Consider the following 23802-nt stretch of genomic DNA (forward strand, 5'->3'; position numbering starts at 1 on the left):
TACCAGGGGTTGACCGTGAAGGCGATCAGCATCGGCAGGGCGCCCGCGAGATACGTACCGATCGTGGGGATGAACTGCGAGACCAGTCCCACCCAGACGGCGAGCACCGGCGCGTACGGCACCGCCAGCGCCTGCAGCAGGACGTAGTGCGCGACGGCGGAGACGAGGGCCATGAGCCCGCGCGAGTAGATGTAGCCGCCGGTCTTGTCGACGGCGATCTCCCACGCGCGCAGCACTGCGGCCTGCTTGGCCGGCGGCAGTACCGAGCACAGGGCGCGGCGCAGGCGGGGGCCGTCGGCGGCGAAGTAGAACGAGAACAACGTGATCGTCAGCAGCTGGAAGAGCCCTCCGAGGACCTGTGCTGACACGTCCAGGACGCCGGTGGCGCCATTCTGCACGTACTTCCGGAGCCAGTCGGAGCGCAGCAGGTTCTCCTGGACGTCCACGCGCCTGAGCTTGGTGTCGAAGTGCGTGTTGACCCAGTTGATGACGGAGTCGAGGTAGGCCGGGAAATCCTCGACGATCTTGATGATCTGCTCGGCGAGCATGGAGCCGAGCAGCAGGACGAACCCGGTGGTCACGATCACGATACTGAGGAAGACCAGGAAGGCGGCCAGCCCGCGCCGCATGCCACGGGAGGCCATCCAGCTCACCGCGGGCTCTATGGCGAGGGCGAGGAAGAACGCCACGAGAAGGTTGAGCAGCAGGCCGACGAGTTGATGGAAGGCCCAACTGGCCAGCTGGAAAGTGCCGATGAGCGCGAGCGCCAGCAACAGGGCGCGCGGTATCCAACGCGGCATCCGGCTCCCCGGCTCCTTCCCGCGCTCCTGCCGCGGCCGAGCACTCGGCCCTTCGCCGCTCGCAGAGGTGGGCGGGGCCGCCTGACCGGTCATGTCTGTATGTGCCACCGCGCAAGTCTCGCCCACGCCGGATCACTCTCAGGCAGCACCCCCATGGCCGTGGAGGCCCAGGCGGACTCTGGTCCACTTTTCGCAGAGGGCTGGCTGACCGTACTGTCGGCCTCCTGCGACCAGCGGTGAGAGGCGACCAGCGGCGAGAGGCTGACGTGAGCCAGTACTACGACATGGGCGACCGAACCCTGTGGAACCCGTCCAACGGTGCGTCCCGGCTGTTCATGAGCCAGGTCACCGTCTATCAGGCCGAAGTGGGTCTGCCATCCGGCATCGGCCCCATGGAAGCTGATGAGTGTCAGATCGACCCCATCGCTTTCGCGGTGTTCGTCGACGCCCTGCTCGTCTGGCACAGCGAATCCAGACACGCCGTCATGGCCACACTGTCCGAAGGGTTCGTCGCCACGGTGCTGGCCTTGGCCGAGACAGCGGACATAGAGGTGAACTGGCAGGCGGCCGAGCGCGCCGAGAGCCACTGTCTCAAGAGGGCTTCGGACCCCCAGGCAAAGGAGTGGACAGCCGCGTTGCGGCAGAAGTCACGGGAGCTCGTCCGACACTTGGGGCCTTGAGTTTCATCTTTCGGGCGAACTCGACCGGCATCACGCGAAGGTGGACGGTAACCCTATAGGTCAAGGTGCGGCAAAAGGCGCCTGTGGGAGCAGGTTCAGCCACCCCCACGGAAGGTTTTCGGACGTTCCGGCGGGAGGCCGTCCGTGCGGGCGGCTCGACCCTATACTTCTACAAGCGTGTAGATGACGCGGCGGGCGTCCGGTTGCTCCGGGCTGCCCTGCGGACGACGGGCAAGGCTGGAGGGCACGCACCGGTTTGAGCAGCGCGTTATCCGACGGTACGGCCATCCCAGCGGCCACGCCGTCCGGACCATCCACTGGTTGTTTCCCTGGGAGGACTGTCATGGCTTCGATCGACCTGGACAAGGTGCTGGACAAGACGTGGGCGGACAAGAGTCTGCCGGAGATCCTCGCCGCACCTGTCTCCGCGCTGAGGGGTGTCTCGGACAAGGACGGTGAACTCCTCAAGGAGGCGTTCGGCGTCACCACGGTCGCCGAACTGGCCGACCTGAAGTACACGCGCTGGGCACAGGCCCTGGCAGCCCTCGACACCTCAGCCAAGTAACCCTCGCGCCGGGCGGCGGACCCCACCCCCCCACGGGGTCCGCCGCCCGACGCGGGCAAGAACCGTACGTACACATGAAGGAGAGAACGCCACGATGGTGTTCAAGCGGCTGCTCGGTTCGCTCGGCGTGGGCGGACCCACGGTGGACACGGTCCTCGACCCGGGCGCGGTGCTGCCCGGCGGGACCCTGAGCGGACAGGTACATCTGCGGGGCGGTGACGCCGACTTCACGATCGACCACATCACCCTCGAACTGGTCGCCCGTGTCGAGGCCGAGCACGACGACGGCGAGTCCGACGGCACGGTCGTCTTCGACCGGTTCACCGCCGGCGGCGGCTTCCGCCTCGCCGCCGGCGAGCTGCACAGCGTGCCGTTCAGCATGATGCTGCCGTGGGAGACCCCCGTCACCGAGCTGTACGGGCAAGGGCTGGGCGTCGTACTCGGGGTGCGCACCGAACTGGCGGTGGCCGGCGCGAAGGACAAGGGCGATCTCGACCAGTTGGCGGTGCGCCCGCTGCCCGCCCAGGAGGCGATCCTGGAAGCGTTCGGGCAGCTCGGCTTCGGCTTCAAGTCCGCGGACCTGGAGTATGGGCGCATCGGCGGCACCGGCCAGCAGTTGCCCTTCTACCAGGAGATCGAGCTGACCCCGGCGCCGCAGTACGCGCACCAGGTCAACGAGATCGAGGTGACGTTCCTTGCCACCCCGGGCGGCATGGACGTGATCCTGGAGGCCGACAAGCGCGGCGGCCTCTTCGCCGGAGGACACGACGCGGTGACCCGCTTCACCGTCAGCCACTACGGCGTCGAGCAGGTCAACTGGCACACCGAGGTCGACAGGTGGATCAGCCAACTGGTCGAGCACCACGCCTCCCGCGGCGGACACGACGCGTATGGGCACGGCGAACCGCACCACGCCGGTGGCTCCTACGGGCATGGTGACCCCTACGCCGCACAGGGCGGCCACGCCCACAAGGACGAACACGGCTACGGCCACGGCCACGGCGATGGTCATGGGCACCGCTCCGGTCCCGGTATGGGCACCGTCGTCGCGGCCGGCGCGGCGGGACTCGCCGTCGGTGTGGTCGGCGGCATGGTCGCGGCTGAGGTCGTCGACGAGGTGGGTGACTTCTTCGAAGGCGACGACGAAGACGAAGGCGGGGGCGACGAGGACTGAGTCAGCCTCGCCCTCCTTCCCACCCTGAACAGGCGGTGACCGTCCGGGCCTTCCCCCTTACCGGCCCGGACGGTTCCGGAATCGAACTGGCCGCGCCCGCCACCGAAGCGGGGACGGGGACGGCCGGAGTACGTCTGTCGCTGCGCTCGCGGTACCTCCACCATGAGGGAACTGTCCGGTGACGGACCACCGATGACCCTGGGAGGGGCCGTGAGACGTCTGCACACCTGCCTGGCGATGCTGACCACAGCCGTGATGGCTGTGGTCGCCCTGTTCTTCGGCACTGTTCCGTCCGCGTCCGCCCTGCAAGTGACGACGATCCGGGGTGGCACCGTGCTCTACGCGGCCACCGGCGCCCAGTGTGTCGTCGGTTTCAACGCGACGGGCAACAACGTCTTCTACGGCGTGATGGTCGGCCACTGCTCGGGCACCCACACCACCACCTGGTACGCCGATGCCGCCCGCACCGTGCAGGTCGGGGTCACCGCAGGCGCCTCGTTCCCCATCGACGACTACGGGGTGGTCCGCTACACCTCGAACCTGCTGAACCTGCCCGGTGACATTGCGCTGGGCGGGGGCGTCTACCAGGACATCACCGGGGTGGCGAGCCCGGCGGTCGGGCAGTCGCTCTGCCACGTCGGCCGCACCAGCGGGGTCCACTGCGGGAGGGTGACCGCGGTCAACGCCACGGTCAACTACTCCGAGGGCACTGTCTATGGCCTGGTCAGGTCCACCACGTGTGCGGAGGCCGGCGACACGGGTGCTCCGGCGTACTCCGGCACCCTGGCCGTCGGCTTCCTGGTCGGATCGAGCGGCAACTGCACCTCCGGAGGGGTCTCGTACCACCAGCCCGTCGCGGAGGTCCTGTCACACTTCGGCCTGACCGTGTACTGAAGTCACGTCGGCACTCGACCCGACTCGGCAGGGTGCAGGTTTCGCGGAAGGGACCATCGGCCCCCAACCCGACTGCCGGTGTGGCGAAGTCAGGACTCTCTGCCTGCCGGTAAGGGGCTGGAAGAGGACTCGGTCTCGTGGACCTCGGTCAGGATCGCGTACTGCCCGGCGAGGAGTTCGGTGAGGATGCGGCGTGCGGCCTTCAGGAGGTCGGCGATGTCGCCTCCGGCGAGGGCGTAGATGACGGTGGAGCCCTGGCGGGTGGAGACGATGATGCCCGCCCGGCGCAGTACGCCCAACTGCTGGGACAGGCTGGACGGTTCGATCTCGATGTCGGCGAGCAGGTCCCGTACCGCGACCGGGCCGTGTTGCAGCAGTTCGAGAACCCTGATGCGTACGGGATGTCCCAGCATGCGGAAGAACTCGGCTTTGGCCTGGTAGAGGGGCACTTGCACAGCCGTTTGCTCCCTACGCGTGGGCGGTGGCGCCGAACGGGACTCGGTGCTCCCATCTGTGAGAACAGTCTGTCGCACCTCGTCCCGCCGGAACCTACGGAATGGACATGTATGGATGTCGAGAGTTGCAGAACTCTTCACATCGAGGGCATGCGAAATAAGGGTCAGACGGCGAGGTTTTCCTCCACTCGTTTGAGCTGGTGACGCGCCATCGCCAGATTCGACCTCGCTTTGTCCAGCACCAGGTACAGGAACAGGCCGTTGCCGCTTCGGCCGTTCACCAGCCGGATGACGTGGTAATGCCGGTCGAGAGTGATCAGGATGTCCTCGATCTGGCTCGCCAGGCCGAGATGCTCCAGGGTCCGCATCTGCGCGCGGACGACATCGGTGTTGCCGGCGGCGGCCACCTCTAAGTCCAGGTCCTTGCCGCCGCCGAGGACACCGAGGGCCAGGCCGCTGGTGTAGTCCACGACGGCTGCCCCCAGTGCTCCCTCCACGCCTGTCATCAGCTCTTTGAGCGATACGTCCACATCGGCCATGTCCTGTCTCCGTTCGCGGGCCGGGCCGGGCTGTTCCCGCCCCGTTGCGCCAGCCACGCTAGGAGCAGGATCGCGAGCGGGGGCCGCATATGCACAGTTGAGCGGAAATGCAGCTGAGTAATGTCTGTTGAAGGTATGCGGCCGCTTTATCTTCGGAAGTGTTCGAAGTGCCTGGGATACGGGCCGTCGGGTTTTCGGTGGCCTGCTGCCACTCGGGGGAGTGGGATGGCACGCCGCCGCCGTGATGCCGGGCCGCGGGGTCAGGCGAGGGCCACGACGAGCAGGGTGAAGGCCGCGATGATGACGGCGACGCGGACGTAGTGGAAGCGGAGCCAGCGGTTTATCTGCTCCTGCCAGTCCGCAGGCCGGTTTTCGGGGGTCCACGTCTTGTTCCGGTTGTTGATCGGGACGAGCAGCAGCAGCGACATGACCACGCTGATGATCAGCAGCACGGCCGCGATGACGACCAGGCCCGTGCCCTGTTCGTGCCATCCGGTGATGGCCCAGAGCGCGCTCAGGACGAGCGAGCCGACGTACCAGAACGGCATCAGGGCGCCGAGCATCCGGCCCCCGTGGGCGTGGCCGAGCTGGCGACTGTCCTCCGGGAGGGCGTTGAGGATCGGGTTCATGACGAAGGCGACGGTGAACTCCACCCCCACCATCAGGCCGACGATCACGGTGGTGAAGACCTCAAGTGCGTTGAGCATGGCTACCCCTCCAGGAAGCTAGTGGTGCTAGATGACAAAGCAACGCTAGACCTACTGCCGCTTGATTGTCTAGCGGTGCTAGGATCGGGGCATGTCAGTACAAGAACGCAAGGAGCGCGAACGGGCGGCCCGCGAGCGCCTCATCGTGGCGACGGCCCGCGAACTCGCCGAGCAGCAGGGCTGGGAAGCGGTCACCACGCGTCGGCTCGCCGAGCGCATCGAGTACAGCCAGCCCGTCCTCTACAGCCACTTCCGGGGTAAGCGCGAGATCATCGGCGCTGTTTCCCTCGAAGGTGCGACCGAGTTGGCCGCGGCGGTGCGGGCCGCGGCAGCCGCCGCGGACGGCCCGCGCGAGCGGGTCACCGCCCTCGCCCGCGCCTACCTCGACTTCGCCGCACACAACCCGGCGGTCTACGACGCGCTGTTCCAGCTCGACGGCGGTCTGGCGTTCGCGCGCGACGACACCCCGGAACCCCTCAAGGACGCCTTTGCCGCGTTGCTGGAGAGCCTGGGTGAGGTCGCCGGGGACGACGTCCATCCGGGACTGTTCACCGAGGTGTTCTGGGCGGCCCTGCACGGGCTGGCGACGCTGACCCGGGTGGGACGGCTGCCGTCGGCGGAAGCCGAGCGGAGGATGGAGCTGCTGGTGGACCGGCTCGCCGTGGTCTGACCCGCCGTCCTGGCGGGTGTGCGGGCCGGCGGGCGAGCCTGCAGCCGCAGTCCTTGTATCAGAGTCACGTGAATGCGTACGCCGACACCTGTGCCTCCACGGTCGCATGGTTGTACGTGGGTGACGCGTCGATCACTTGAGGGTGCCGTCGTCGCCCGACGGGAGAGCGGCCCGCATTGAGATGCGGTGCACCAGGCCGTCCAGGATGAGGGTCAGGCCGGCCTCGAACGCCGACTCGTGGTCGATCACAGGCATGCCCGCCGGCGGATCCGAGCCGTCACTGGAGCCGGCGTCCGCCTGTTCCTCCAGGGCGCTGCCGACCGTGAAGCGGCTGGCAGCGAGCATCGCCATCTGCGCATCCCGCTCGGGCACTCCGGAAGTGGCCAGGAAGTCCATCTTGCGGCGGATCCGGTCGAGGTCGTTGGCAGGGCTGCTGCCCGCGTGGAGGCGTGCGCCGTCCCGGCGCATCAGCAGGGTGTGCCGGAAGCTCCGCGTGTTGGCCAGGAACCAGTCGCGCCAGTCGTCGTCGGAGGTCGGCAGTGGGGCGGCCGCATGCGGCGCCATTGCCGACTCCGCCATGGCGGCGAGGAGGTCCTTCTTGGTGCGGAAGTACCAGTAGAGCGAGGGCTGTTCGACCCCCAGCCGCTTCGCCAGCTGTCGCGTGCTGACCGCGTCCAGTCCGACCTCGTCGAGCAGGTCGAGCGCTTCGGAGATGACGATCTCGCGGTTCACCTTGGTCACGTTGACAAATCTATCACTGATAGATGACTCTGGAGAGGAATCATTCACTGATAGATTTTGGGGTGATGGGGATGGCCGACGGAACGGGAACGCGCCCCTTGCGGTTGAAGGTCCTGGTTGCCGGCGGCGGGATAGCGGGCCAGACGCTGGCTAACTGGCTCACGCGGGGCGGCCACGAGGTGACCGTCGTCGAACGCGCTTCGGCGCTGCGGGCCACCGGCGCGCAGGTCGACCTGCGGGGGCAGGGCATCGAGGCCGTCGAACGGATGGGGCTCCTAGACGCCGTCCGCGACAAACTGGTGGACGAGGCGGGTGTCGCCTTCGTCGACGCGCGCGGCAGGACCAAGGCGACGATCATGGCCAACACCTCCGGCCGGGGCCGGCAGACCCTCACGTCCGAGTACGAGATCATGCGCGGTGACCTGGTACGCATCCTGCACGACGCGTCGAAGGACGACACCGAGTACGTCTTCGGCGTGAGCGTGGACGGCTTCGAGCAGGACGAACAGCAGGTCATCGCGCACTTCTCCGACGGGTCCTCCGGTGAGTACGACCTCCTGGTCGGCGCCGACGGGCAGGGGTCGCGCATCCGGCGGGCGATCCTCCCGGCGGGCTGCGACCCGTACTGGCGGGTCGGCATCCACATGGCCTACTGGTTCATCCCGCGCATCGCGACCGACAGCAACATCCGGGACACCTTCATGGTCCCGGGCGGCCGACAGATCATGCGCCGCAGCCACAACCCGACCGAGACACAGGTGTACTTCGTCATACGGGAGGAGTCCGAGGAAGCCTCGGCGATCCACCGGGAACCCGTCGCGCGCCAGCAGGAGTTCTGGGCGGGCAGGTTCCGCGACGCGGGCTGGCAGACCGAGCGCTTCATCGACGGCATGCGGACGAGCCCCTTCTTCTACTCCCAGGAGGTCGTCCAGGTCCGCACCGACACCTGGTCCATGGGCCGGGTGGTCCTCGCCGGCGACGCCGCCCACTGTGCGTCCCCGTACAGCGGCATGGGCATCTCCGCCGGGCTGGTCGGCGCCCACGTCCTGGCCGGTGAGATCAACCGGCACCCGGGCGATCTGCCGACCGCGCTGGCGAACTACGACAGCGTGCTGCGGCCGTTCGTCGACGAGATCCAGGGTGAGGTGAATCCGCGTCTCCTACGCCTGGGCATGCCGATGACCCAGCGTGCGATCGACGCTTTCCAGGCCGCCACCGCCCTGGCCTGCTTCCTCCACGTCCCCGATCTCGCAGCCCGCTTCTCGAAGGAGGACCGCGGCGGTAGCTGGCAACTCCCGGAGAACCCGGCGCCGATCAGAGCTGGAGCCGTTTGAAAGCCGGCCGGACTTCGGGAGCGATGGCCGTTGGGAGCAGCACGGCAAGAACAAAGGCGCTGCCCCGCAGAGCGTGACAACGCTCCAGTCCTTGCGAATGCGCTACCTGGCTACCGGTAACCGCTGTGTGCGGCACAAGGCATCAGTGGCGGCCGTCGACCGTGGCCGCGCCGGGTAGAGGCTCATCCGTACGACCGTTGTCGGCGTGCACCCGTATCTGCTCAGGGCGGTACAGCCGATGGTGCCCAGCTTCGTCGGCCGCGATGAGGATGCTCGGCGTAATCGGGAGGCGATACGGGCGGTGGGTGCGGAACACTTGGCAGGGTGATCAAGATGGAGCCTGTCCTGGAGATGTGGACACCCGACGGCTTCGACCTCTGGCCTGTCGCTGAGATCGAACCGTTCAGCTTCCTGTCTCTCACCGGGGAGCTCTCACCCGCTGAGGTAGGGGCGGTGGTGATGCGTGTCGCCGACTACAACGACGTCGACTCCGATGATGGCCACGCACCGCTAACGGGCAACACCATCGGCTCCTTCTTGCACGGACTGCTCACACCTGAGGATGACATCGTCGCGCCTGGTGGTCTGCGAGTCATCGACACCTCCACCGGTGTCACCTTCCAGCCCGGCTGCTGTGACGGGCTGGAGAGCTGGCGTGACTGGCATCGGTTCGTCGACGACGGCAACCCGCTTGGATTCGGCCACGATCCCGTCTCACCTGTTGCGGAGCGCTTCGGTGGCATGGTCAGGCTCACTGTCAACGCCGACCAGTCGGACAGTCCGGTGATCACGCTGTCTGTCGCCGAGCTCCGCCAACTACTCGCCGGTGTCGAGCGCGACTTGCTCGACTTTCTCGCGCTGGCAGCAGACTGGACGTCTGGGCACCTGCCTGACCACCGCGCTCTCGTCACGGCCGCTCTCGCCCGCGTTCTCGACCTGCCCGCTCCGGCCGTCAGTCCGGAGTCATAGAACGATCGGCTCGGCATCTCACAGCAGAAGGGACAGGGCGGGGCGGGCGGGGGAGAGCCACTAGCGCGCGATGTAGTGAGCACGTTCGCTTGTACCTGCCTACTCCGACGCGTACGCCGACCACCGTTCGGTCACCCGTTCACCGTCCCCTGGACGACGGCCATCTGTAGGTCTACGGCTGTCGACCGGCCGCTGTAGCTGCGCGCACCTCGATGCCCGTCGATCGGGCAGAGGCAGAGGCAGAGAGCGGGCTCCGCGCAGAAGCGGGGCAAGTGCCAACGCTCGGCGTTGGCCCATGGAACCCGGACCCGGCGTCTCGGGAATTTGCACGGCTCACCCAGACATGCCGTGACCTGCAGGTTTCAACGACAGCCGAAATGATTGTCGCGAATCAGATGAGAAGGGAGACTGAGGGAAAGGCAGGCGGCCCCGCCCTGGCGAGCCGATAACCGACCCACTATCCGCGGATGACGGCGCGCGTATCCCCACCATGAAGTTCATCTCCTTCTGCAAGGACAGCTGCGTTCAGTTGGACGTGCTGCGAAGGGCCCGGCCCTCCCGGTCGGAGAATTCCGATACCTAGGGGTGGCTCGTCATTCTTGGAGGCATCAGAGGGGATATTCAGATGGCACCGCGGCGAAGTTCTGTCAAAGGAGCCAGGTTTGCTGTCGCTGCCGCAGCGTGTGCGGCCCTGGCGGTCCCAGCTGTCGTACACGTGGTCTCCACCTCTACGGCGAACATCTCTCGCGGCCTCGCGAAGCAGCCGGTGCGTGAACCGACCCCTCAGGAGAAGAGTCTTCTGTTCACGGCAGGCCAGTTGTTGCTCCGCGACTGCATGGGGAAACGCGGATTCGAGTATGTTCCGATCAAGGAGAACCCGGTTTCCGAAGCCCGGGAGTTCCGCTACGTCCTTACAGACTTGACGTGGGCTCAGAAACATGGCTACGGCAGCGACATACAGCGCGAGCTCACCAAGATACGGAAGACGGATCCCAATCAGCTCTACTTCCGTAGCTTGCCGGCCAAGCGGAGGGCAGTCGCGCTGACGGCCGTCAACGGTTCCAACCCGCTAAACGTGACGGCGAAGGCCCCGGACGGCGTCGTCTTGCGACGGAGTGCTGAAGGCTGCCAGTCGGAGGTCTACCGAACGCTCTACGGCAACCTTGAGGAGTGGTTCCAGGCCACGGTCACAGACGATGCCCTGGCCGAACTGCGGTATGGCCGCGTCACTGCGGACCCCCGATTCTCCAAGGCCATCAAACCCTGGGCCACGTGCATGCGTGCCGCAGGACATCCCTACGCCAGTCCGACGCACCTTCGGACAGCACTGCGCCCGTCGCAGCGCCCTCTGCCCCGGAAGGAGGAAATTGGGCTCGCTGTCGACGAAGTCCGTTGTGCCGTCAACTCGGGCTTCGCACAAACGACGCGAGCACTGGACCGGCACTACGCCCAGAAACTCCGGCAGGAATACCACTCTGCTGTCGACACGCGACGCCGACTGCAACTCGCAGCGCTGGAGCGCGCCCGTTCCATTGTTGACATCGGCGCAGCGAAATCATGAAGACAATCGCAACGAGAGGAAGAACATGAGAAGTACCCGCAGCATCCTGATCGGCGCAGCCCTTGTCACGCTTGCCCTGGGGGCGACGCCCCTCACGGCACAGGCCGCCGGTCCAGAATCCCCGTCCCCGTCCCCGGTCGGCTCCGCGGCGAATGGGCAGCTGATGCTCTATTACGACATCGGCTACAACAACTGGTGCGACGACTGGGCGGGCGAATCGCCGGACTGGGGCACGTGCCGCAACAAGGTGAGCTCGATCTACAACAACGGCTATCCAGGCAACCTGGACGACGTATGGGTGTACTGGGGGCTGAACTACACGGGTGCGCGTAGGGGCATCGCAAATGGTGTAGGACTCAGCGATCTCCGCCTCTACCCGTTCGATGCGAACACAGGTTCCGGCTCGGGGCAGGCGCTCAACGACAATATTTCATCTCACGTCTGGGCCAATATATTCTGAGAGGTAATCTCTCCTTCTGGGGCAGCGATTCGACGTTCTCGTGGTCGGCCTGAAGTCCGGCCACCTGGCCGTCGATCCCGGTCAGGTGGCCCATTGGCTCGGGCTGATGCTGTTGGTGGAGGCCCTCCGTGCAGCCAGGGAAGGGGGCGCGGGGGGTGTGGTCCCCGCCCGCTCCGGGCGGTGGCTGGGCGGTGAAGCCGTTCGGCTCTAGGAGTGTGTGACCGGCCGGGGTGCGGATGCTGTGGGGGTCAGGTCGCAGGTGCTCCGTCTCCTTACTCTGGCTGTGTCACGGTCAGGGACCAGCGGATGTCCTGTGCCGAGGCATCGACTCCGATGGTGAAGGAGCCCGGCCGCACTACGCCGGCTTCCATGGCCACCGAGCTGGTCCCGGCGGTACCGGCTGGGCAGTCGACCGAGAACGCGGCGACTTCGGTGTCCTGTGACTGCATGGTCACCCGTACGTCGCCGCCGCCTTCGCAGGCCACCGTGAGGACGGTTGGCAGACGGTCCCATGCACCGCCTGACGCGACTCCGCCGTCACCAATGTGTTCCTCCACCCACACCAGACCGTCCGGCCCGGGGTGGGGCAGAAGGGGATCGGTGACCGCGGCGGCGGGGCTTACGGTGCCGGCCGCCAGCGCGCAGACCGTCATCGCTGTCACCGGCAGGGCTTTGCTCATCCGGTTCATACCTACTCCTCGCCGATCTGTCATGGACGCCACAGTCTGGCGGGATGATCGTCCCTGGACCTGAGTACGCGTACTCAGGGGCCGACGAGTTGGCCGGAAGCGGCGGCCTCCCGTCTGTAATTCGTCGAGCGTGAGCGGGCGCTGGCCGGGTGTTGCCCGACAGGAGTGGTGGGGCGGCGGTCGGCGGAGCCTTGTTGATACGGGCTCGGGGCTCGATGTCGACCAGTCGGCATGGCCCTCTCGCGCGTCCGAATCGCGTGGACAACCAGCCGCACCGCGGTGCGGCTGGTTGCGTGCATGTTGTCGGAGTTCGGCCACGGCGGGGTTCCGGCAATGCGGCCGCCTCCGCCCTGCTCCGTCCCGTGGTCTTCAGCGCCGTCGCTCTGCTAGGCGTCCCGTACGTGTCGCCTTGCGGCCTCGCCCCGCTGATGTCTTCGGTCAGATCGTCGGACCCGAGCATGAGTCCCAGGTCCTCTACCTCCAGGAACCCGGCCGCGTAGAGGCGGAGTTCGGCCCGACCGGCACTTCGTCACGGCCTGTTGCGCGAAGACTTCCCCGCCGGGGGGGGGGCTCCCTGTCTGGCTGGGCGGCGCCGACCTCGGCGTCTATGCCGGAGAGCGGCGGCGCCCAGGACGCCCCACCACCTGGACGGCTGCGGCCAGCGGCCACTGGGCCCAGCAGGGGCGACCCGACGAGGTCGACCGTCTCTTGACCGACTGGCTTGCCGCCCTCCAGGGGAGGGGGGAAGCGGGGCGGGTCGCTCGGGACACAGCAGCCGCTTCGGGGGCGGCGTCCGGCGGGGTGGTGTCAGGAAGCCGACATGCCCGCGTCGATCTTGTGTTCGGCGCCCGTGATGTAGGAGGACTCGTCAGACGCCAGGAACAACACCAGCGAGGACACCTCGTCCGGTTCCGCCAGTCGGCCGAGGAAGATCTGTGCCAGGGCGTCGCCGCCCTCCTCGTCGGTCGCCTCGACCATCATCGGCGTGTTGATGAAGCCGGGGTGCACGGAGTTCACGCGGATGTTGTCACCGCCGTACTCCTGAGCGGCGGCCTTCGTCATCCCCCGGCTCGCGAACTTGCTCGCGACGTACGCGAGGCTGGGGAAGCCATAGTTCGCCCGCAGTCCTGCCAGCGAGGATATGTTCACGATCGACCCGATGCCCGCACGCTGCATCGACGGGATGACCGTCTTCATCCCGAGGAACTGGGAGTGCTGGTTGATGGCGCACACCTTGAGGTAGTCGTCCTCGTCGAGATCCGCCGTCTTGGCGATCGGACCCAGGATGCCCGCGTTGTTCACCAGGACGGTGACGTCACCGAAGGCCGCTTCGGTCTCCGCCACGACACGCGCCCAGTCGTCGGACTTCGTGACGTCCTGGACCGTGTACCGGGCGCTGTCGCCGAGCTCGTCGGCGAGTTCCCGGATGGCGGCCTCGTTGACGTCCGTGAGGGTGACCTTGGCCCCCTCCTTGACGAAGCGGCGGGCGTGCGCGGCGCCCATGCCCCGGCCTGCTCCGGTGATGATCGCGACCTTGTCGTCCAGACGGCTCATGAGGGGACTCCTTCGTCCTGTGTGGTCCTGGGGGGAGCATCCGATTTTCGGAACCCCATCCCAAAAATACACCTCGGCCTCAGAAGTGTTCGGTCAGCCCCGGGCCGCACCGTCCAGGACCGCCTGGAAGGCATCGGTGATCGGACGTAGTGCGGCGTCCAGCTCGTCGATGTCGACGGCATCCTCGGCGGCGGCGCCGTCCGTCTCGGCCCCATCCGCCTCGGCCCAGCGCCTGAGCACCGCGACGTAGGCCGCCTGCACGGCGCCGCCGATCGCGGCAGGGGTCGGGGCGTCCGCGTCGAGGCCGGTGCGTTCGGCCGCGTACCGGCTCACCGTCTCGGCCCATACGCGCCAGTGCGCGGCGGCCTCCGCGACGAGTGCGGCATCCTGGTCGAGGACGCGGAACCGGTCGAGCCACGTGTCCGGCGCCGCGGCCCGGGACAGATGCGTCGACCGGACGACCGCCGCCCGCACGGCCGCCATCACGGGTACGTCATCGGCGTCGTCGAGAGCCGACCGCAGCCGCTCGACGGCACGGTCGAACTCGCCCCACACGATCCCCGCCTTCGAACCGAAGTAGCGGAACAGCGTCGATCGCCCCACTCCACCCGCGGTCATGATGGCCTGGAGCGTCGTCGCCTCGTAGCCGTCCCGGAGCAGCAGCTCGAAGGCGACCTCCTCAAGGGCTTCGCGGGTCGAGGCGGGCGGTCGCCCCCGGCGGGCACGGGAAGTCGTCATCACCCGAGCGTAGTGAAGTACTTTTGGGATGAGGTACCAATAAGGTTCGACGGTCGCCCGCACCACGCGGCCGTCACCAGGAGACAAGCGTTCAAGGAGCAGACGATGCGCGCATGGCAGTTCACCGAAGTCGGTAAGCCACTCACCCTGAGCGAGGTGCCGACCCCGACGCCCGCCGCGGACGAACTCGTCGTACACGTCCGCGCCGCCGGTCTCTGCCACAGCGACGTCGGATTCCTCGACGGCACGCTGACGCCGCTGCTCCCGTTCAGCCCGATCACACTCGGTCACGAGATCGCGGGCGTCGTCTCGGCCGTCGGATCCGCCGTGACCCAGTTCGCCGTCGGTCAGAGGGTCGTCATCCCGGCCGCCATCGAGGGGCCTGGAACTTCGAAGAACGGCGGCTTCGCGGACGAGGTCGTCGTCCTGGAGCGACTCGTCGTCGCACTGCCCGACGGTGTGCCGTTCGACCAGGCGGCAGCCGCCACCGACGCCGGTCTCACCTCGTACCACGCGGTCTCGGTGCAGGGTAAGGTCTCCGCCGGCTCCCGGGTCGGGATCATCGGCCTCGGGGGACTCGGCTCGCTCGGTGCGCAGACCGCGCTCGCTCTCGGCGCGACGCTGTTCGTCGCCGAGAAGAACGAACGCGTACACGACTTCGCCCGCTCGCTCGGCGCCGAGAGGGTTGCCACCGACATCACCGAGTTCGCAGGCGAGAGCCTCGACGTGGTCATCGACTTCGCCGGGTTCGGGACGACCACCGACGGCGCGATTCATTCCGTCCGACGCGGCGGACGGATCGTCCAGGTCGGCCTCGGCCGCGCCCGCGGCGAGATCGACCTCCAGGCGCTCACCCTCAACGAGGTCGAACTCGTCGGCTCGCAGGCCGGTTCCAAGGAGGACTGCGCGGCGGTGCTTGACCTCGTCGCCGAGGGCAAGCTGTCCTCGCGGATCACCGAGATCGGCTTCGAGGACATCGCCGACGGGATCGGCCGGCTCGAACGTGGCGAGGTCATCGGACGCCTGGTCGCCACGTTCGGATGACCCTCATTCGGCCGCTGCCGGTACTGGCACCTACGCCGGTGCAGGCAGCGGCACCGGCAACTGCTGGAGAACTTCAGCGGCTCTCAGCTCGTGCGGGGTACGGCTGATGTGCCTCGTCCTCGAGTTGGAGCCGTGCGCCCAGTTCCATCACCCTCCTTCGTAACGGCCCACTGCTCGTCCTTCCGGCCTCCGCCTCGCTGACCCATGACTCGATCAGCTGCCGCACCGGCTTGAGCAGGCCCTCGCCCGGGCCGTAGACGTGTCGGGGCTGCACCAGCAGCTAACCGTCAGACATCGTCAGGGGCTTCCCGTCCGCACTGCCAGCCCTTCATCTCGGGCCGTCTCGGGGGGCAGCACCACATCAACTCCGTGCGCGTGCGCGTGGACGGTCGGTAATCCCGGTAGCGCCGTGGCGTCGATGGGATATCCTTTCCGGGATTTCGCGCGGCAGGTTCTCTGCCGTCCCGTTCGGCGCGCTCGGCGTCGACACGCACCGCGTGCCCTGCCCGGAAGGAGGCGAGAGACATGGACCGTGCTGAATGCGTTGCGGCCATAGTTGCCTCCGGCCGTGTGCCCTCGCTCCTCTGCGGCGCGCGGTAACTCCTCCCCCTTCCTGTTTCTTGTCTTCGGCATCTTCCTGAGATGCCGCGTCACGAGATGTCCTGGCCTGCGCGGTTCGTCGCCGCGCGGGCCGCGGGGGCGCGCGCCCGAAGACGGGCCCTTCTTTTGCTGGTCACCGTGATCTCGGCACTCTCCGCCTCACGACCAGCAAGAGCGCCGGCGTGACCGACACGTAGCTGGTGAGGCAGGCCCCGGGTGCTGTCCGTGGTTCCCGCTGCCCTATCGCCATGCCGTGTCCCCGTGCTGCGTACACCGGCCCGTCGTCACCCCTGCGACCGTCCCTGGCCGGCTGTCTCGACAGCACTCCGACACGAAACGTGCGTGATCGCCATGAGCAAGAAACGTCCTGGACGTCCCGAGCATCCCGGAGGGGAATCCCTCCCGTCAGTCCCTTCCGCGGCCACCGACCCTTCCACGACCACCAGCCGTTCCCCGGCCCGCGAGCTTTCCGGCGCGACTCCGGAGCCGGCACCAACGTCAGCACCGGCAACGGCACTTGCCCCGGATCCGAAGCGCTGGTGGGCGCTGGCCGTCATCGCCCTCGCCCAGTTGATGGTGATCCTTGACGGCACCGTCGTGAACATCGCGCTGCCCTCCGCCCAGCACGCTCTCGGTATGTCGGACGCCGACCGGCAGTGGGTGATCACCGCCTACACGCTGGCCTTCGGCGGGCTGCTGCTGCTCGGCGGCCGGATCGCCGATCTGGTGGGCCGCAAGCGCACCTTCGTCATCGGCCTGGCGGGGTTCGCCGCGGCCTCCGCGCTGGGCGGCGCGGCGGCCGGTCCCGGGATGCTGTTCGTGGCGCGGGCCCTGCAAGGTGCGTTCGCGGCACTCCTGGCGCCTTCGGCCCTGTCGCTGCTGACGACGACGTTCATCGACCCCAAGGAGCGGGCCAGGGCGTTCGGGGTCTACGGCGCGTTGGCCGGCGGCGGCAGCGCGGTCGGGCTGATCGTGGGCGGTCTCCTGACCGAGTACCTGAACTGGCGCTGGTCCCTGTACGTCAACGTGCCCATCGCGCTGGCCGCCCTGCTCGGCGCACCGGCCTTCCTGCGCGACAGCCCCGGCCGCCGGGGCGGGCACCTGGACGTGCCGGGCGCGCTGCTGGGCTGCGGCGGGCTCGTCGCCCTCGTGTACGGCTTCAGCGAGGCCGAACCTCGCGGCTGGACCAGCCCGTTGGTACTCACGCTGCTCGTGGCCGGAGTGCTCCTGCTCGCCGCCTTCGCGTGGTGGCAGAGCCGCGTGGCGAGCCCGCTGCTGCCGTTGCGCATCGTCAAGGACCGTGTCCGGGCCGGATCGCTCGCGACGATGGGCTTGGCCACCATCGGCATGTTCGGCGTCTTCCTGTTCCTGACGTACTACCTGCAGGTCGTCCTGGGCTACCCGCCGGTGCGAACGGGCCTGGCCTTCGTGCCGATCTCGGCCGGCATCGTCATCGGCGCGACCCAGATCGCGGCCCGCCTGCTGCCACGCACGGCGCCGCGTGCCCTGATGTCGTCCGGCATGGTGCTGGCCGCCACCGGCATGGTGCTGCTCAGCAGCCTGACCGTGCATGCGCAGTACGTCACGCACGTGCTGCCCGCCCTGCTGCTGCTCGGTCTGGGCATGGGCCTGACCTTCATGCCGGTCTACGCGACGGCCACCGCCGGCGTGCCCGCACAGGACGCCGGTGTGGCCTCGGCCGTCCTCAACACCGTTCAGCAGATGGGCGCTTCGCTGGGCACCGTACTGCTCAACACCATCGCCACCGGCGCCACCAGCCGTTACGTCCCCTCGCACGTGCACGATCCGGCCCACGGCGGCACGACCCTCGACGAAGGCATGGTGCACGGCTTCTCCGTCGCCTACCGGTGCTCGGCGGGCGTCCTGCTGCTCGCGGCCCTGGTGGCGGGCCTCACCGTACGGCACAGGACGCCGAAGCACGCCGGACACGACGCACCGGCCTAGGCCGACAGGGCCTAGCGGGCCGGAGTCGTGTCCCGCCATCATCCACCTCACCCCCTGAAGGACCTTTCATGAAACCCCTGACCGAGCACGACATCCGTACCTCGTTCGTCAACTGCTCGAAGGGCGAGGCCAAACGCCTCCCCCTGCCCAAGAACCTGGCGGACCTCGACCACTGGGACGACCTGGACTTCCTGGGCTGGTTCGATCTCTCCGCGCCCGATCGCAGGTATCTCGTTGTCGAACGCGCCGATGAACTCGTCGGCCTGTCCATGCGCTTCGCTTCCGGCAACCGCGGCTTCCTGCGCCGCAGCCTGTGCTCGTTGTGCCTGACCACGCATCCCGGCAACGGCGTCTCCCTCATGACCGCACCCAAGGCAGGCCCGGCCGGCCGCGGAGGCAACTCGGTGGGCGTCTACATCTGCGCCGACCTGGACTGCTCGTTGTACGTACGGGGCAAGAAGAAGGCGGCACCGGGCGCACGCATGGAGGAGTCCCTCACGGTCGAGCAGCAGATCGAGCGCCTGCGCGGCAACCTCGACGCGTTCGTGGAGCGGGTCTTCCACTGAGGCCGACAGGGGCTCGACGACCATCGTCGCCGGGCCCCTGCCCACTCCATGAACCGCCGTCACCACCGGTGCTGTTGCAGGTCCAGCCGTTGAACCAGCGAGGGCGATGGTCGTGGCTTCCGGCAGAAGCGTCGGGCTGCGACAGCACAGGGCGCAGGACGTGCAGTCCGGTAGTCGGCCGACTGGCTGGTTCCTCCTGGTCAGGAGGCCGGGAGTGCCGGTCCGTCGTCCTTCTGCTCCTGGTGGGAGTAGCGCTGCTCCTTCCAGGGGTCGCCGATGTTGTGGTAGCCGCGTTCTTCCCAGAAGCCGCGCCGGTCCTCGGTGAGGTACTCGATGGTGCGCAGCCACTTGGGGCTCTTGTAGCCATAGAGGTGAGGGACGACCAGGCGCAGGGGGAAGCCGTGTTCGGCGGTGAGGGGTTCGCCGTTGTGGTGGGTGGCCAACAGGGCCTCGGGGCTGGTGAAGTCGGCGAGGCGGAGGTTGGCGGCGTAACCGTACTCCGCCCAGGCCATGACGTGCGTGACGTCCGCGGCGGGCGGGACCAGTTCCAGGACAGCAGTGGTGGGGATCCCGTACCACTCGTGGTCCGTGGAGGTGGGGCCGGTCGCGCAGTGGAGGTCGGCGACGACCGTGCGGCGGGGGAGCGCGATGACCTCGTCGAAGGTCCAGGCATGCTCGTCGCCGGTGGCGGTCGCGCCGAAGACACGCAGGTTCCAGCGCTCGGGGCGGAAGCGGGGGACCGGGCCGTAGTGCGACACGGGCCACCCGTTCACACGGCGTTGGCCGGGTGGAACGGGTCGAGGAGCGCGGGGTGTGCTGTCCGTCGCTCTGGGGTGGTTGCTTCCCACGCGGGCTCCCCTCCTCCGACCGGCCTGCCATCACGCAGCTTAGGTGCTCGATCCGAGGGTGGTTGTGACCGGGGCTGGGACCGGGACCAGGGCCGGTGGCCTCCTGCCGCGACCTGCCGTGGTCGTCGGCGCGCGAATTGGCCCACACAGCCCCTGGAGCACGCGCTGCGGGCCGGGGCGACCATACGAGGCCCGGCCCCGGCCAGGTACGCGACGCGCTGGGCCCGTTTCTGCCACCGCTGGCGTACGCACTCGGCGGCGAGGTCACCGACGTCCGCCCCGTGTCGGACCACCCCGCCGGGTCACCGGCCTACCCCGTCCTCACCGCGCCGCATGACACCGAGGTGATCGTGGTGATCGGCTCCACCTCGGTCGGCGCCACCGACCAACTGCGACGGCCGCTGACGGAGCAGGGCGCCTGCCAGGTGGTGGAACCTGTCGCCTGCCGCCCCGGCCACCCCCAGCTGCTCGTCCTGCGCGGCGCGGCGCTCGCCGACGTACCGCCGGACTGGCAGCCCAACACCCCGGTGTCACTGATCCTGTTGACGCCGTGAGAAGGGGCGCATGCCGTTCGACGGCTCTGGCCGCGTCGCCCCGGTCCGGTGATGGCGCCCCCGTCCGGTGATGGTGATGCCGCCGTGGGGGCGATCTGCCCATGATCTTCGGTTGCCGAAGATCGTTACCGGCCTCTACGGTCAGCCCCATGGCGGATGACGAACCCACGCGCGCGGTGCGCCTGCTCGATGCCCAGGCGAAAGCCGTCCGGCTGTTCGCGGAGATGGAGGAGCGCGGGCTGATCGCGCCGGGGCGGGGGGAGCGGGAGGTCAGCGACCAGGTCCGGGATCTCGCGAACGAGCTGTTCGGCACGACCCGGCACTGGCACAAGCGGATCGTGCGCTCCGGGCCGAACACACTGAAGCCCTACCGGGAGAACCCGCCGGACCGGCTGATCGGCGAGGACGACATCGTGTTCGCCGACTTCGGTCCCATCTTCGAGGAGTACGAGGCCGACTTCGGGCGGACCTTCGTCCTGGGCGACGATCCGGTCAAGCATCGTCTGCGCGACGACCTTTCGGAGGTGTTCGCAGCGGGCAGACGGTTCTTCGAGAGCGCTCCGGACATCACGGGCCAGCAGTTGTACGCCGAGGTCGAACGGCTCGCCGCCTCGTCCGGGTGGGAGTTGGGCGGCTGGCACGCGGGGCATCTGGTCGGTGAGTTCCCGCACGAGAAGATCGACGGCGCGGAGACGGAGTCCTACATCACCGCTGCCAACGACGCTGCGCTGCGGCGCCCCGACAAGGCCGGACGGCGTAGCCACTGGATCCTTGAAGTTCATCTCGTCGACCGCGAGCGGCAGTTCGGTGGCTTCTTCGAGGAACTGCTCACCCTGGGCTGAACCTGTCCGCGCCTGGCCGCTCGCGTCGCCGGTAGTCCGTAAGTCGCTGTCTGATGGATTGGTCGTCTGAGGGATTGGTCCCGGAAGCCGCGACCGCCCGCAGCCTCCCGGTTTTCCGCCTGCTTACGGATTGCGGGGGAGTACACCCAGGAGCGTTGCGGTCAGGGCCAGTTTCAGGGAGTCCTTCAGCTCCAAGTGGAAGCGAGCCAGGGCGGGTTCGGCCTCGTAGGCCGCCTGGAGGCTGGGTGGGGGAGTGCTGTAGGCCGACAGTGCCCCGGCCAGCACCATGGTCTGCAGGCTGAACAGCGTCGCGCTCTCGCCCAGCTCCGGCAGGTACTTCTGGATCAGGGCGGTCATGGTGGTCAGGCGGTCCAGGGAGGCGCGCTTGTAGCGTGCCACGATCTCGACGGAGACATTGCGTTCCAGGACGGTGCCCTGTGCGCCGAAGAGGTCGCACAGCACCACTCGGCCGGAGAGTGAACCGCCGAGTATCTCGGCCACCGCCGTCGCCCGCTCGGCCATCGGCAGATCTTCGTCGACGCCGGCGGCCAACTCGCCCGCCAGTTCCGTCAGCCACTCCTGCAGGAAGTGGTCCAGCAGCTCCAGCAGCACCGCCTCGCGGGACTCGAAGTAGCGCAGCACGTTCGGCTTCGCCAGGCCCACCCGGCGGCTCAGCTCGTTCAGGGTGACCGCGGCCACGGGCATCTCGTCGAGCATCGCCGACGCCATGTCGAGGATCGTCCGTCGGCGGATCTCCCGCTGCTCTTCGGTTCGCGCCCGCTGGAAAGTCACGATCACCAGCCTAACTTAAGTACCTGCGGTACGTTGACAACGTACCAAGAGTACTTTAACGTCGTCGGCACAAGATACCTTCGGTACGTTAGCGAGTCAGGGGTCAGACATGAGCGACAAGTGGACGACGGCGAACATTCCGGACCAGCGCGGGCGGGTGGCCGTGGTGACCGGTGCCAACACCGGACTGGGGTACGAGACCGCCAAGGCGCTCGCCGAGCGCGGGGCGTCCGTCGTGCTCGCCGTGCGCAACACCGAGAAGGGCGAGCAGGCCGCGGCCCGCATGACCGGCGACGTGACCGTGCAGGCACTGGACCTGACCTCGCTCGACTCCGTCCGGACCGCGGCGGCGGCGCTGCGGTCCCGGCTCGACCGGATCGACCTGCTGATCAACAACGCCGGCGTGATGTACACCCCGAAACAGACCACCCGCGACGGCTTCGAGATGCAGTTCGGCACCAACCACCTCGGCCACTTCGCGCTCACCGGACTGCTGCTGGACCTGATGCTGCCGGTGCCCGGCTCGCGCGTGGTGACGGTCAGCAGCACCGGCCACCGCATCAGGGCCGCGATCCACTTCGACGACCTGCAGTGGGAGCGCACGTACAGCCGGGTCGGCGCCTACGGCCAGTCCAAGCTGGCCAACCTGATGTTCACGTACGAGCTGCAGCGCCGACTCGCCGGGCACGGCACCACCGTCGCGGTGGCCGCGCACCCCGGCCTGTCCAGCACCGAACTCGCCCGCAACACCCCCGCGGCCCTGCGGCTCCCGCTCACCTGGCTCGCGCCGCTGATCACCCAGACTCCGGCGATGGGTGCGCTGCCGACCCTGCGCGCCGCCACCGACCCCGCCGCGTTCGGCGGCCAGTACTACGGTCCCGGCGGACGCAACGAGGTCAAGGGGCACCCCCGGCTGGTCACCTCCAGCCCGGAGTCGTACGAGGCTGCTGTCCAGCGGCGCCTGTGGGCCGTCTCCGAAGACCTCACCGGGGTGACGTTCCCCGACCTTCAGCCCGCACCAATCCGGGGCGGAAGTGGCTTCGGATCAAAGAGTGACAGCAATCGCTCGCGGTCTGATGACTGACGGTCACCAGGCTGTCCGGAAGGGATGTTCCTTCATGACGCACACGCGTATTCGGCAGCTGACCACGTTCCTGGCGGTACCCGCCGCACTCACCCTCGCAGCGGCCACCCCGGCGTTCGCCCACGACGGTCACGGCTCGCAGACGGAGGGCCACAGTTACCAGGTCGACCTCAAGCAGTTGAACGACAGCGGGGCGAACGGAACGGCCATGCTCCAGCTGGACGGCACCAGGCTGACCGTCAAGATCGAGGCGTCCGGCCTGGTCCCGGGCCAGCCCCACGCCCAGCACATACATGGCTCCACCAAGGGGCACGACTTCCACTGCCCTGACGCCAGTGCCGACAAGAACGGCGACGGAATCGTCACCACGGCCGAAGGACTCCCCGCCTACGGCGACATCAACATCTCCCTGACCACCAAGGGCGACACGTCCAAGGACAGCGGCCTGGCCGTGGACCGGATGCCGGCCGCCGACAAGGACGGCAAGCTGTCCTACGAGCGCACGATCACCGTCTCGCAGCAGGTCGCCGACCACATCAAGGACCTGCACGTCGTCCAGCACGGCATCGACCCGAACAACAACGGCAAGTACGACTTCGGCAAGGGCAAGAGCGAGCTGGACCCCAAGCTCCCCCAGGAGGCCACAGCCCCCGCCGACTGCGGCATGCTCCAGGGCGCGTCCGTCGGATCCATGCCGTCCGGTGGGGTCGAGACCGGCTCCGGAAGCACCCAGGGCGTCGAGTCGCCCGCTGTGATGGCCGCCGGTGGTGCCGCGGTCCTGAGCGCCGGAGTTCTCTTCGCCGTGCGCCGGCGGGCTCTGAGCGGTCGCCGAGAGGGATGACACCCATCGGCAGCGAAGCGCTCAGGCACCGAACGGAAGGAGACCGCGGTGAGCAGGCCCAAGGACGGTCCCGACACCACACCGATGTCTGACGAACCTGCCCACGGCTCCCCGCAGGCCCCGGTACGCCGGGGCC

26 protein-coding genes are annotated in these 23802 nt (G+C 68.1%); 16 read left to right on the forward strand and 10 right to left on the reverse strand.

Annotated elements, in window-relative coordinates:
- The coding region (locus ACFVH5_RS37150; RefSeq protein ID WP_385838097.1) for an AI-2E family transporter at positions 1-908 on the reverse strand (908 nt) is incomplete at its 3' end.
- A 158-nt stretch (positions 909-1066) separates the two neighbouring features.
- On the opposite strand from ACFVH5_RS37150, the gene ACFVH5_RS37155 reads away from it, so the two are divergent.
- The 4 genes from ACFVH5_RS37155 (at position 1067) to ACFVH5_RS37170 (ending at position 4113) form a co-directional block, all read left to right on the forward strand.
- A complete protein-coding gene (locus ACFVH5_RS37155; protein WP_385838098.1) occupies positions 1067-1480 on the forward strand; it encodes a DUF6086 family protein in 414 nt (137 codons plus the stop codon).
- Positions 1481-1823: 343 nt separating this feature from the next.
- A complete protein-coding gene (locus ACFVH5_RS37160; protein WP_385838099.1) occupies positions 1824-2045 on the forward strand; it encodes a hypothetical protein in 222 nt (73 codons plus the stop codon).
- A gap of 94 nt (positions 2046-2139) precedes the next feature.
- The gene (locus tag ACFVH5_RS37165; protein WP_385838100.1) at positions 2140-3219 is read left to right on the forward strand and encodes a sporulation protein; all 1080 of its coding nucleotides are present in this window, start codon (positions 2140-2142) and stop codon (positions 3217-3219) included.
- Positions 3220-3429: 210 nt separating this feature from the next.
- On the forward strand, positions 3430-4113 hold the full coding sequence (locus ACFVH5_RS37170; RefSeq protein WP_385838101.1) for a S1 family peptidase: 684 nt from the start codon (positions 3430-3432) through the stop codon (positions 4111-4113).
- 89 nt (positions 4114-4202) lie between these two features.
- On the opposite strand, the gene ACFVH5_RS37175 is transcribed toward ACFVH5_RS37170, so the two are convergent.
- The 3 genes from ACFVH5_RS37175 to ACFVH5_RS37185 form a co-directional block, all read right to left on the reverse strand.
- The gene (locus ACFVH5_RS37175) at positions 4203-4568 is read right to left on the reverse strand and encodes an ArsR/SmtB family transcription factor (RefSeq protein WP_385838102.1); all 366 of its coding nucleotides are present in this window, start codon (positions 4566-4568) and stop codon (positions 4203-4205) included.
- Between the two features lie 164 nt (positions 4569-4732).
- On the reverse strand, positions 4733-5107 hold the full coding sequence (locus tag ACFVH5_RS37180) for a hypothetical protein (RefSeq protein WP_384815832.1): 375 nt from the start codon (positions 5105-5107) through the stop codon (positions 4733-4735).
- A gap of 260 nt (positions 5108-5367) precedes the next feature.
- The gene (locus ACFVH5_RS37185) at positions 5368-5814 is read right to left on the reverse strand and encodes an anthrone oxygenase family protein (protein WP_385838103.1); all 447 of its coding nucleotides are present in this window, start codon (positions 5812-5814) and stop codon (positions 5368-5370) included.
- Positions 5815-5905: 91 nt separating this feature from the next.
- Here ACFVH5_RS37185 and ACFVH5_RS37190 point away from each other — a divergent pair, with 91 nt between their 5' ends.
- On the forward strand, positions 5906-6484 hold the full coding sequence (locus ACFVH5_RS37190; protein WP_385838104.1) for a TetR/AcrR family transcriptional regulator: 579 nt from the start codon (positions 5906-5908) through the stop codon (positions 6482-6484).
- Between the two features lie 132 nt (positions 6485-6616).
- Here ACFVH5_RS37190 and ACFVH5_RS37195 read toward each other — a convergent pair whose 3' ends face one another.
- Positions 6617-7225 carry a TetR/AcrR family transcriptional regulator C-terminal domain-containing protein gene (locus tag ACFVH5_RS37195; RefSeq protein WP_385838105.1) on the reverse strand — a complete coding sequence of 203 codons (609 nt, stop codon included), beginning with the start codon at positions 7223-7225 and terminating at the stop codon, positions 6617-6619.
- Between the two features lie 71 nt (positions 7226-7296).
- Between ACFVH5_RS37195 and ACFVH5_RS37200 the strand changes: the two genes are divergently transcribed.
- The 4 genes from ACFVH5_RS37200 (at position 7297) to ACFVH5_RS37215 (ending at position 11549) form a co-directional block, all read left to right on the forward strand.
- The gene (locus tag ACFVH5_RS37200) at positions 7297-8559 is read left to right on the forward strand and encodes an FAD-dependent monooxygenase (RefSeq protein ID WP_385838106.1); all 1263 of its coding nucleotides are present in this window, start codon (positions 7297-7299) and stop codon (positions 8557-8559) included.
- A 333-nt stretch (positions 8560-8892) separates the two neighbouring features.
- Positions 8893-9528 carry a hypothetical protein gene (locus ACFVH5_RS37205; protein WP_385838122.1) on the forward strand — a complete coding sequence of 212 codons (636 nt, stop codon included), beginning with the start codon at positions 8893-8895 and terminating at the stop codon, positions 9526-9528.
- 715 nt (positions 9529-10243) lie between these two features.
- On the forward strand, positions 10244-11089 hold the full coding sequence (locus ACFVH5_RS37210) for a hypothetical protein (protein WP_385838108.1): 846 nt from the start codon (positions 10244-10246) through the stop codon (positions 11087-11089).
- A 25-nt stretch (positions 11090-11114) separates the two neighbouring features.
- Positions 11115-11549 carry a hypothetical protein gene (locus tag ACFVH5_RS37215; protein WP_385838109.1) on the forward strand — a complete coding sequence of 145 codons (435 nt, stop codon included), beginning with the start codon at positions 11115-11117 and terminating at the stop codon, positions 11547-11549.
- Positions 11550-11821: 272 nt separating this feature from the next.
- Here ACFVH5_RS37215 and ACFVH5_RS37220 read toward each other — a convergent pair whose 3' ends face one another.
- The 3 genes from ACFVH5_RS37220 to ACFVH5_RS37230 all read right to left on the reverse strand — a co-directional run bounded on the left by ACFVH5_RS37220 (position 11822) and on the right by ACFVH5_RS37230 (position 14530).
- Positions 11822-12238: a hypothetical protein gene (locus ACFVH5_RS37220; RefSeq protein WP_385838110.1), complete on the reverse strand. Its 417-nt coding sequence runs from the start codon at positions 12236-12238 to the stop codon at positions 11822-11824.
- An 807-nt stretch (positions 12239-13045) separates the two neighbouring features.
- Positions 13046-13792 carry an SDR family NAD(P)-dependent oxidoreductase gene (locus ACFVH5_RS37225; RefSeq protein ID WP_384815812.1) on the reverse strand — a complete coding sequence of 249 codons (747 nt, stop codon included), beginning with the start codon at positions 13790-13792 and terminating at the stop codon, positions 13046-13048.
- 93 nt (positions 13793-13885) lie between these two features.
- Entirely contained in the window at positions 13886-14530 is a 645-nt protein-coding gene (locus tag ACFVH5_RS37230) for a TetR family transcriptional regulator (RefSeq protein WP_385838111.1), read from the reverse strand.
- Positions 14531-14635: 105 nt separating this feature from the next.
- Here ACFVH5_RS37230 and ACFVH5_RS37235 point away from each other — a divergent pair, with 105 nt between their 5' ends.
- The 3 genes from ACFVH5_RS37235 (at position 14636) to ACFVH5_RS37245 (ending at position 18705) form a co-directional block, all read left to right on the forward strand.
- Positions 14636-15574 carry a zinc-binding dehydrogenase gene (locus ACFVH5_RS37235; RefSeq protein WP_385838112.1) on the forward strand — a complete coding sequence of 313 codons (939 nt, stop codon included), beginning with the start codon at positions 14636-14638 and terminating at the stop codon, positions 15572-15574.
- Between the two features lie 951 nt (positions 15575-16525).
- A complete protein-coding gene (locus ACFVH5_RS37240) occupies positions 16526-18139 on the forward strand; it encodes an MFS transporter (RefSeq protein ID WP_385838113.1) in 1614 nt (537 codons plus the stop codon).
- 68 nt (positions 18140-18207) lie between these two features.
- Positions 18208-18705 carry an FBP domain-containing protein gene (locus tag ACFVH5_RS37245; protein WP_385838114.1) on the forward strand — a complete coding sequence of 166 codons (498 nt, stop codon included), beginning with the start codon at positions 18208-18210 and terminating at the stop codon, positions 18703-18705.
- A gap of 200 nt (positions 18706-18905) precedes the next feature.
- Here ACFVH5_RS37245 and ACFVH5_RS37250 read toward each other — a convergent pair whose 3' ends face one another.
- Positions 18906-19553, reverse strand: coding sequence for a sulfite oxidase-like oxidoreductase (locus tag ACFVH5_RS37250; protein WP_385838115.1), 648 nt, complete (start codon positions 19551-19553; stop codon positions 18906-18908).
- A 137-nt stretch (positions 19554-19690) separates the two neighbouring features.
- On the opposite strand from ACFVH5_RS37250, the gene ACFVH5_RS37255 reads away from it, so the two are divergent.
- On the forward strand, positions 19691-20107 hold the full coding sequence (locus ACFVH5_RS37255) for a molybdopterin-binding protein (RefSeq protein ID WP_385838116.1): 417 nt from the start codon (positions 19691-19693) through the stop codon (positions 20105-20107).
- 149 nt (positions 20108-20256) lie between these two features.
- Positions 20257-20949, forward strand: a complete 693-nt coding sequence (locus ACFVH5_RS37260) for a M24 family metallopeptidase (RefSeq protein ID WP_385838118.1) — start codon at positions 20257-20259, stop codon at positions 20947-20949.
- Positions 20950-21072: 123 nt separating this feature from the next.
- Here ACFVH5_RS37260 and ACFVH5_RS37265 read toward each other — a convergent pair whose 3' ends face one another.
- Positions 21073-21741 carry a TetR/AcrR family transcriptional regulator gene (locus ACFVH5_RS37265; protein WP_385838119.1) on the reverse strand — a complete coding sequence of 223 codons (669 nt, stop codon included), beginning with the start codon at positions 21739-21741 and terminating at the stop codon, positions 21073-21075.
- A 109-nt stretch (positions 21742-21850) separates the two neighbouring features.
- Here ACFVH5_RS37265 and ACFVH5_RS37270 point away from each other — a divergent pair, with 109 nt between their 5' ends.
- Positions 21851-22825: an SDR family NAD(P)-dependent oxidoreductase gene (locus ACFVH5_RS37270; RefSeq protein ID WP_385838120.1), complete on the forward strand. Its 975-nt coding sequence runs from the start codon at positions 21851-21853 to the stop codon at positions 22823-22825.
- Between the two features lie 34 nt (positions 22826-22859).
- Positions 22860-23666 (forward strand): hypothetical protein, encoded by an 807-nt coding sequence (locus ACFVH5_RS37275; RefSeq protein WP_385838121.1) that lies wholly within the window; start codon positions 22860-22862, stop codon positions 23664-23666.
- The last annotated feature ends 136 nt before the right edge of the window (positions 23667-23802 follow it).

This window comes from Streptomyces sp. NPDC127119 (assembly GCF_042677425.1).
In the GTDB taxonomy this organism is placed as follows: domain Bacteria; phylum Actinomycetota; class Actinomycetes; order Streptomycetales; family Streptomycetaceae; genus Streptomyces.

What these genes read in the sequence shown, in the direction of transcription:
- ACFVH5_RS37160 (WP_385838099.1), top strand. Translation starts at nt 1,824, where the DNA reads ATGGCTTCGATCGACCTGGACAAGGTGCTGGACAAGACGTGGGCGGAC.
- ACFVH5_RS37165 (WP_385838100.1), top strand. Translation starts at nt 2,140, where the DNA reads ATGGTGTTCAAGCGGCTGCTCGGTTCGCTCGGCGTGGGCGGACCCACG.
- ACFVH5_RS37180 (WP_384815832.1), bottom strand. Translation starts at nt 5,107, where the DNA reads ATGGCCGATGTGGACGTATCGCTCAAAGAGCTGATGACAGGCGTGGAG.
- ACFVH5_RS37185 (WP_385838103.1), bottom strand. Translation starts at nt 5,814, where the DNA reads ATGCTCAACGCACTTGAGGTCTTCACCACCGTGATCGTCGGCCTGATG.
- ACFVH5_RS37190 (WP_385838104.1), top strand. Translation starts at nt 5,906, where the DNA reads ATGTCAGTACAAGAACGCAAGGAGCGCGAACGGGCGGCCCGCGAGCGC.
- ACFVH5_RS37200 (WP_385838106.1), top strand. Translation starts at nt 7,297, where the DNA reads ATGGCCGACGGAACGGGAACGCGCCCCTTGCGGTTGAAGGTCCTGGTT.
- ACFVH5_RS37205 (WP_385838122.1), top strand. Translation starts at nt 8,893, where the DNA reads ATGGAGCCTGTCCTGGAGATGTGGACACCCGACGGCTTCGACCTCTGG.
- ACFVH5_RS37215 (WP_385838109.1), top strand. Translation starts at nt 11,115, where the DNA reads ATGAGAAGTACCCGCAGCATCCTGATCGGCGCAGCCCTTGTCACGCTT.
- ACFVH5_RS37220 (WP_385838110.1), bottom strand. Translation starts at nt 12,238, where the DNA reads ATGAACCGGATGAGCAAAGCCCTGCCGGTGACAGCGATGACGGTCTGC.
- ACFVH5_RS37225 (WP_384815812.1), bottom strand. Translation starts at nt 13,792, where the DNA reads ATGAGCCGTCTGGACGACAAGGTCGCGATCATCACCGGAGCAGGCCGG.
- ACFVH5_RS37230 (WP_385838111.1), bottom strand. Translation starts at nt 14,530, where the DNA reads ATGACGACTTCCCGTGCCCGCCGGGGGCGACCGCCCGCCTCGACCCGC.
- ACFVH5_RS37235 (WP_385838112.1), top strand. Translation starts at nt 14,636, where the DNA reads ATGCGCGCATGGCAGTTCACCGAAGTCGGTAAGCCACTCACCCTGAGC.
- ACFVH5_RS37240 (WP_385838113.1), top strand. Translation starts at nt 16,526, where the DNA reads ATGAGCAAGAAACGTCCTGGACGTCCCGAGCATCCCGGAGGGGAATCC.
- ACFVH5_RS37245 (WP_385838114.1), top strand. Translation starts at nt 18,208, where the DNA reads ATGAAACCCCTGACCGAGCACGACATCCGTACCTCGTTCGTCAACTGC.
- ACFVH5_RS37260 (WP_385838118.1), top strand. Translation starts at nt 20,257, where the DNA reads ATGGCGGATGACGAACCCACGCGCGCGGTGCGCCTGCTCGATGCCCAG.
- ACFVH5_RS37270 (WP_385838120.1), top strand. Translation starts at nt 21,851, where the DNA reads ATGAGCGACAAGTGGACGACGGCGAACATTCCGGACCAGCGCGGGCGG.
- ACFVH5_RS37275 (WP_385838121.1), top strand. Translation starts at nt 22,860, where the DNA reads ATGACGCACACGCGTATTCGGCAGCTGACCACGTTCCTGGCGGTACCC.